The following is a 6,295-nucleotide window of genomic DNA, read 5'->3' as shown; positions in this document are numbered from 1 at the left end:
TCAATAGCAAATACAGCCACTTCCTATCTGGAGGTGGCTGTATTTTCATAGTAGATAAAATAAAGCGATAGCAACAATCCTTGCAAAACAGCCTAATTTAATGAAAAAACGGACAGGGGAATGAATGAGCAATAGAGAAATAGTATTTAAGAAAAGAGGACTGAGCTTTTTGGCATTCTGCTCAGTTCAAAAAGGAGGAGCCGCCTTTGTTTCCACTGCTAGAAACGGAGAGATTGATCTTAAGAGAAATAACACAGGAGGATGTGGGGGAGGTATTTGCCTGCTTTTCCAATGAACAGGTAATCCGCTATTATGGTCAGGAAAAAATGAAGAGCGTGGCAGAAGCTTCAGCCATAATCGATTTCTTTGCTCAGAGCTTTCAGGAGGTAAGAGGGATACGATGGGGAATGGAGAGAAAGGGTACGAAAGGAATCATTGGGTCCATTGGGTGGAATGCCTTCGTGCCAAAGCATAGGAGAGCTGAAATTGGTTATGAGGTTCATCCTGACTTTTGGAGGAACGGGTATGCCGAGGAGGCTGTTTCTGCAGTGTTATCCTATGGGTTTGGCCAATTAGAGCTGAATCGAGCGGGTGCAATTGTTTTTATAGAGAATGAGGCATCGAGCCGGTTATTGAAGAAGCATGGTTTTCTAGAGGAGGGTATTCTTAGGCGGTATTTGCAGCAAAATGGCATGGCTAAGGATGTCATCATGTATTCATTGCTCAAAGAGGATTACTTAAGACAAAGGAAGGAATGAAAAAAGAGGGCGCCCTTAAGGGAGCCCTCTATAAGAAGCATTAGGAAACCTTTACTTCCTGCTGCAGTTTATGTGCAAATTTCCGTTCCCATGGACGGGAGAGCCATCTTTTAACGGCAAAGATGGCCCTGAACCATTCATCGACCCCTTGGGCAATCCAAATACCGAGCAAGCCCAAGCCAAATGTGACGCCTAATACATACCCGAAGCCAACCGTGAAGAGCCACATGGAAAAGATCCCAATAATGACAGGGAACCTGACATCGCCGGCAGATTTCAGGGAACTCATTAAGACAATATTAACCGCTCTTCCTGGCTCTACGAAAGCAATGGCCCATAAGACAGGAATGGCAATGGCCAGAATCGTGCCATCTGAGCTGAACAGTTGTATGACTGGATCTCCAATCAAGGCAAAGGACAATGAGACAGCCGTTGAGGCAAATACGGCAATCCTGACCGTTTTAAGGCCGCGCTTCAATGCCATGCTGAAATGACCTGCACCAATGTAGCGGGCGACCAGGAGCTGGGTTCCTTCGCCTACTGCTACACTAAATAAGTAACAGAGCATGGTAATATTGGTTAAATAAACTCTCGCTGCCAATGAAGCATCTCCAAAGGTGGCAACAATGCCGGTCACCATTAGCTGGGAGAAATGATAGGATAGGTTCTCTCCAGCAGATGGGATGCCAATTTCGAATAATTGTTTCATATCCAATCTGTCAATATGAATAAGGTCGGCCCACTTAAATCTCAAGGCAAGCTCCTTGGCAACAATGTAAAAGAGAGCGGCAACTGCGATTGCCCTGGCAATGACAATCGTCCATGAAACGCCGACAACTCCTGTAACAGGCAGGTTGAAGATCCCAAATATGCTAATACAATAGCCGATTGTGCTGATTAGATTCATCAGCAGGGAGACATACATCGGCTCCTTCGTACGGCCATGGCTGCGAAGGATGGCGCCTAGGACAAGCGATAAGCTTTCTAAGAATAGGGAAAGCCCGACAATTCTTAGAAACAGGGAGGCATAAGTGAAGACCTGGTCACTGACATCAAACAATGTCAGAAGATAATCCCCAAACACGAGCATAAGGATAGATAGAATAAGACCAAACCAGAAGTTTAGACTAAGAGCGGAACGGGCTAACTGGCGGGCTTGTTTGTATTCGCCCGCGCCAATTCTATGCCCGATTAAGATCATCGCTCCAATGGCGGTCACGTTAAAGACAAGGATAAAAATATTCATAAGCTGGTTGGCTACGCCAACACCAGCAGCCGCCAAATCAGAATAATGTCCCAGCATGAGCGTAGCGAGAAGCCCCATGCCCATATGTAAGGATAGTTCAATGAACAGCGGCCATGATATGGAATAAAGTGATTGCTCACGTAGTTTATTTGTATGCAATGTTGTTATTCTCCTCTAATGTAATAAGTCCTAAAGAACTATTCTAGCTTGAAACTTCATCCTTGAGAAGAAAAAAATTCTGGTTATCACATGAGAAAGATAGCTTATCTTCTGAAATGGTTTATCAAAAGAAAAAATGATCATCTCATGGTCTCTTTTACTATTTTAATGATTTAAAGCGGAAATGGGTGGAAATGTATGCGTGCAGTATTATTAGGGATCTGTTCAGCTTTGTTTTTTGCTTTTACCTTTGTGCTGAATCGCTCGATGGAATTAGGGGGAGGCAGCTGGTTATGGAGCGCATCCTTACGCTTTTTCTTCATGCTCCCTTTTCTGTTCATCATTGTTGGCTATAAAAAGGAGCTGAAGAACTTATTCTGTATGATGAAGGAAAATCCAAAAGAATGGTTAATTTGGAGTTTTGTAGGATTTGGTTTGTTTTATGCCCCCTTATGCTTTGCTTCTGCATACTCTCCAGGCTGGCTTATTGCAGGATCCTGGCAAATGACCATCATTGCAGGGACATTACTGGCTCCCTTATTCATCCTAAATCAAAATGGGCCTATTCAGAAGAGGGCAGGAATACCTCTTAGAGAATTAGGCTTCTCACTCATTATATTAGTAGGTGTATTTATTATGCAGGCAGATGCGATGAGCGGGCTTCCTATGAAGGATTTTTTGCTTGGTTTTCTGCCGATATTGATTGCAGCTTTCGCTTATCCGCTTGGAAACCGTAAGATGATGGAGCTGACCAATGGACGCTTGACGGCCTTTCAGCGTGTGTTAGGCATGACCATTGCGAGCTTGCCGCTTTGGATTATCCTTGCTGGTGCCGCTCTTGTGACCGATGGCATGCCAAGTGGAATGCAGACCTTGCAATCGCTTGTTGTAGCACTTGCTTCCGGCATTATTGCGACTGTCTTGTTCTTTAAAGCGACGGATTTGGTCCGTCATGATATGAAGAAGCTTGCAGCAGTGGAGGCAACGCAATCGATGGAGCTTATTTTTGCTCTAGCAGGTGAAATTCTTTTCCTGTCTGCTGCCTTCCCGTCTGCGATCTCGCTCGCCGGCATCGTTATAGTCATGGCTGGAATGGCTCTCCACAGCTATGGAACTGCGCTGGCAGTGAAGAAGGATAGTAAAAAAATGGCTGAAACTGATTGCTAAATACCTAGGTATAAAAACGGAAATGCAAACCCCATTCTTCTCGCAAAGAATGGGGTTTTATGTATAAATATAAGGTTTCTCATCAATTCTTGTATATTGAAAAAACATCTAATGCTATATTGTATGAAATCAAGCGAAAATTTACCTAAAATTTCAGACAATTGCTTGCCTATTGATAAAAAAACATTGTATTATGGGGAAAGAAGTTTCTGAAGGTGAATGAATTGCCATTCATCTAGTCGTTTTTTGTATTTTGTTAGGCTCTTCCACTTATTCACAACGATTGACTGCATTGCTCCATGCTCATGTTTGCTTCGAAGAATGACTCCAAATACGAAAACCGCCGTTCATTCATTAGTAAATACGATAAGGTCAAGGTCGGAAGGAGTACTTAGAAAGAATGAACTATGCTATTTTTCAAAATTACGAGGAATTGTCTTATTCAGCCGCTGAAATAATTGTTCAAGAAATCCACGAAAAACCGGACTTGTTTATCTGCCTTCCAATGGGTCATACACATAGAAGATTGCTGGAGATTCTGGTGGATTATTATCGGGAAGGAAAGGTAGATTTCTCCCGCTGTCGTTTTGTCGGGTTATTTGAATGGGTTGGCGCATCACCATATAAATACGGAAGCAGCCGTCATTTCTTATATAACTCGTTCTTTTCAAAGGTGCATGTACCCAAGAATCAGGTCTATTTATTTGATGGAAAGGCAGCCAATTCATACGATGAATGCATGAAGATGGATCAATTCATTTTCAAGGAAGGCGGAATTGATTTAGTCGTGCTTGGGATTGGGACAAACGGACATATTGGCTTTAATGAACCGGGGAGTTCTTTTGCTGCGTATTCGCATATTTCGCACATAGGACAGAACGCAAAAATATTTGGGCAAACGGTTGTCCGAGAGGGTGGTTCTCTGACGAAAGCGTATACATTGGGGATTAAGCACATATTAGGGGCTGGAGAAATTATTGTTCTGGCAAATGGATTTGATAAAGCAAAGATTATCCGGCGTACCTTAAATGAAAAATTTGATCCGAACACACCATCAAATGCCTTAAAGCTGCATCGTAATACAACATTTTTGTTAGACCGCGAGGCTGGCAGCCTGCTGCGGATATTTTAAGATTATGCGGAGGAAATGATGAGGAGATATGAAGTCATCCTGTTCGATTTAGATGGAACACTCACAAACCCCTTTATCGGAATCAGTCAGTCTGTCCAATATGCCTTGAAGAAAATGGGGATGGATGTACCTCATACTGATGAGCTGCATTCTTTTGTCGGGCCTCCTATCCAGGAATCCTTCGTTCAAAAATGTCATATGACAGAGCCTGAGGTTAAAATGGCTATTTCTTATTATCGTGAGCGGTACACTGATAAGGGGATTTTTGAGAATGAAATCTATCCGGGAATAGAGCAGCTGTTAGGTCTGTTGAAGGATGAAGGGTACCACCTCATTATCGCAACCTCTAAGCCGACGGTCTTTGCTGAACGAATTGCCGCCCATTTTGGTCTTGATCAGTATTTTGACCATATTATAGGAAGCTTCCTTGATGGTAACCGTTCGAATAAAGAAGCGATTATCAATCATATCATCGCTCTTTATCCAGAGTATAGGCCAGCTGATTTCTTAATGGTAGGAGACCGTATGCATGATATCATCGGTGCTCATAAGGCTGGAATTGATTCCATCGGAGTCTTATATGGCTATGGGTCAGAGAGTGAGCTTAGGCAGTCAAAGCCCTTATTCCTGGCTGAATCAATAGGTGAACTAGTCAGCATATTTGAAGCCTTTAAAAGGGTGAATACTTAATTGGAGCCTATATTTTCTTCTATTTAAACAAAAATCAGTGCTTATGTATCTGTTGGATTAAGGTGGAAATTGTTAAAATATGGGTATCTCCATTGCTTTACCATGTTAATTCCAATAGGAGGGAAGAAAATGAAGCGAGGAGTACGTGTTATACCTTACCAGGTTGACAATGAAATGGAAGCTGTCAACGAATTGCCGAAGGGAATTGAAATCATTAAGGCGCCGGAACTCTGGAACGAGACAAAGGGAGCCGGAATTACAGTAGCTATCCTGGACACAGGAGTGGACACCGATCATCCGGATTTGCAGGGCAGAATTGTCGGAGGAAGAAATTTCACGACAGATGATCAATCGGATCCCACTAACTTCGAGGACTATAATGGTCACGGTACCCATGTAGCAGGGACGATTGCGGCTACCAATGATGAGAAGGGTGTTGTCGGGGTGGCGCCTGAAGTCTCTTTGCTTATTGTCAAGGTACTTGATAAGAATGGTTCCGGGCAATATAAGTGGATTATCGATGGAATCAACTATGCAGTCGCTCAGAAGGTCGATATCATTTCGATGTCACTTGGAGGTCCTGAAGATGTTCTTGAATTGCATCAGGCTATTCAAAATGCGGTAATGAACAATGTCTTGGTCATTTGTGCGGCCGGAAATGAAGGAGATGGAGACGACACCACGGAAGAATTAAGCTATCCTGGCTGTTACAATGAAGTCATCGGTGTCGGTGCCGTAGACTTAGACCGGAATTCCTCTCCCTTTACGAATTCCAATACTGAGGTGGATCTTGTCGCACCTGGTGAAAAGATTCTCTCCACCTACTTGAATGGAAAATATGCTACCTTGTCTGGCACGTCAATGGCTACTCCTCATGTGTCAGGTGCAATGGCATTAATTAAGGTCATTGCTAACAAGTACTTTGAACGTAAACTCACCGAGCCTGAGCTTTATGCCCAGCTGATTAAACGGACAATCCCGTTAGGCAACTCTCCTAAGCTTGAAGGAAATGGACTGCTGTATTTAACGGTTCCTAAACTTCTCGCAGAACTTGCCAAAGAAAAATCAATTCAAAAAATGATACAATCATAGATTCTTATTGAGACCGAACTGAAGACAAGCCCATTGTCTTCAGTTTTTTTA

The 6,295-nt window shown here is 43.0% G+C and carries 6 protein-coding genes; 5 read left to right on the top strand and 1 reads right to left on the bottom strand.

What is annotated here, in order from left to right; genetic code table 11:
• Positions 1 to 206: 206 nt before the first annotated feature.
• Positions 207 to 758, top strand: a complete 552-nt coding sequence (locus tag ACI35L_RS14875) for a GNAT family N-acetyltransferase (RefSeq protein WP_439803197.1) — start codon at positions 207 to 209, stop codon at positions 756 to 758.
• Positions 759 to 798: 40 nt separating this feature from the next.
• On the opposite strand, the gene ACI35L_RS14870 is transcribed toward ACI35L_RS14875, so the two are convergent.
• Positions 799 to 2,163 carry an MATE family efflux transporter gene (locus ACI35L_RS14870; RefSeq protein WP_439803196.1) on the bottom strand — a complete coding sequence of 455 codons (1,365 nt, stop codon included), beginning with the start codon at positions 2,161 to 2,163 and terminating at the stop codon, positions 799 to 801.
• Positions 2,164 to 2,361: 198 nt separating this feature from the next.
• Here ACI35L_RS14870 and ACI35L_RS14865 point away from each other — a divergent pair, with 198 nt between their 5' ends.
• From ACI35L_RS14865 to ACI35L_RS14850, 4 genes are all read left to right on the top strand, one after another.
• Complete coding sequence (locus ACI35L_RS14865) at positions 2,362 to 3,330, top strand: DMT family transporter (RefSeq protein ID WP_439803195.1); 969 nt, start codon at positions 2,362 to 2,364, stop codon at positions 3,328 to 3,330.
• A 400-nt stretch (positions 3,331 to 3,730) separates the two neighbouring features.
• On the top strand, positions 3,731 to 4,462 hold the full coding sequence (locus ACI35L_RS14860) for a glucosamine-6-phosphate deaminase (RefSeq protein WP_439803194.1): 732 nt from the start codon (positions 3,731 to 3,733) through the stop codon (positions 4,460 to 4,462).
• A gap of 15 nt (positions 4,463 to 4,477) precedes the next feature.
• A complete protein-coding gene (locus ACI35L_RS14855) occupies positions 4,478 to 5,152 on the top strand; it encodes an HAD hydrolase-like protein (RefSeq protein ID WP_439803193.1) in 675 nt (224 codons plus the stop codon).
• Positions 5,153 to 5,281: 129 nt separating this feature from the next.
• The gene (locus tag ACI35L_RS14850) at positions 5,282 to 6,244 is read left to right on the top strand and encodes a S8 family peptidase (protein ID WP_049671257.1); all 963 of its coding nucleotides are present in this window, start codon (positions 5,282 to 5,284) and stop codon (positions 6,242 to 6,244) included.
• Positions 6,245 to 6,295: the final 51 nt, after the last annotated feature.

Origin of the sequence: Pradoshia sp. (genome assembly GCF_051873915.1) — a bacterium.
Classification (GTDB): Bacteria; Bacillota; Bacilli; order Bacillales; family Pradoshiaceae; genus Pradoshia.
The sequence above is the reverse complement of the archived record's forward strand: the minus strand, read 5'-3'. Positions and strand labels throughout refer to the sequence as shown.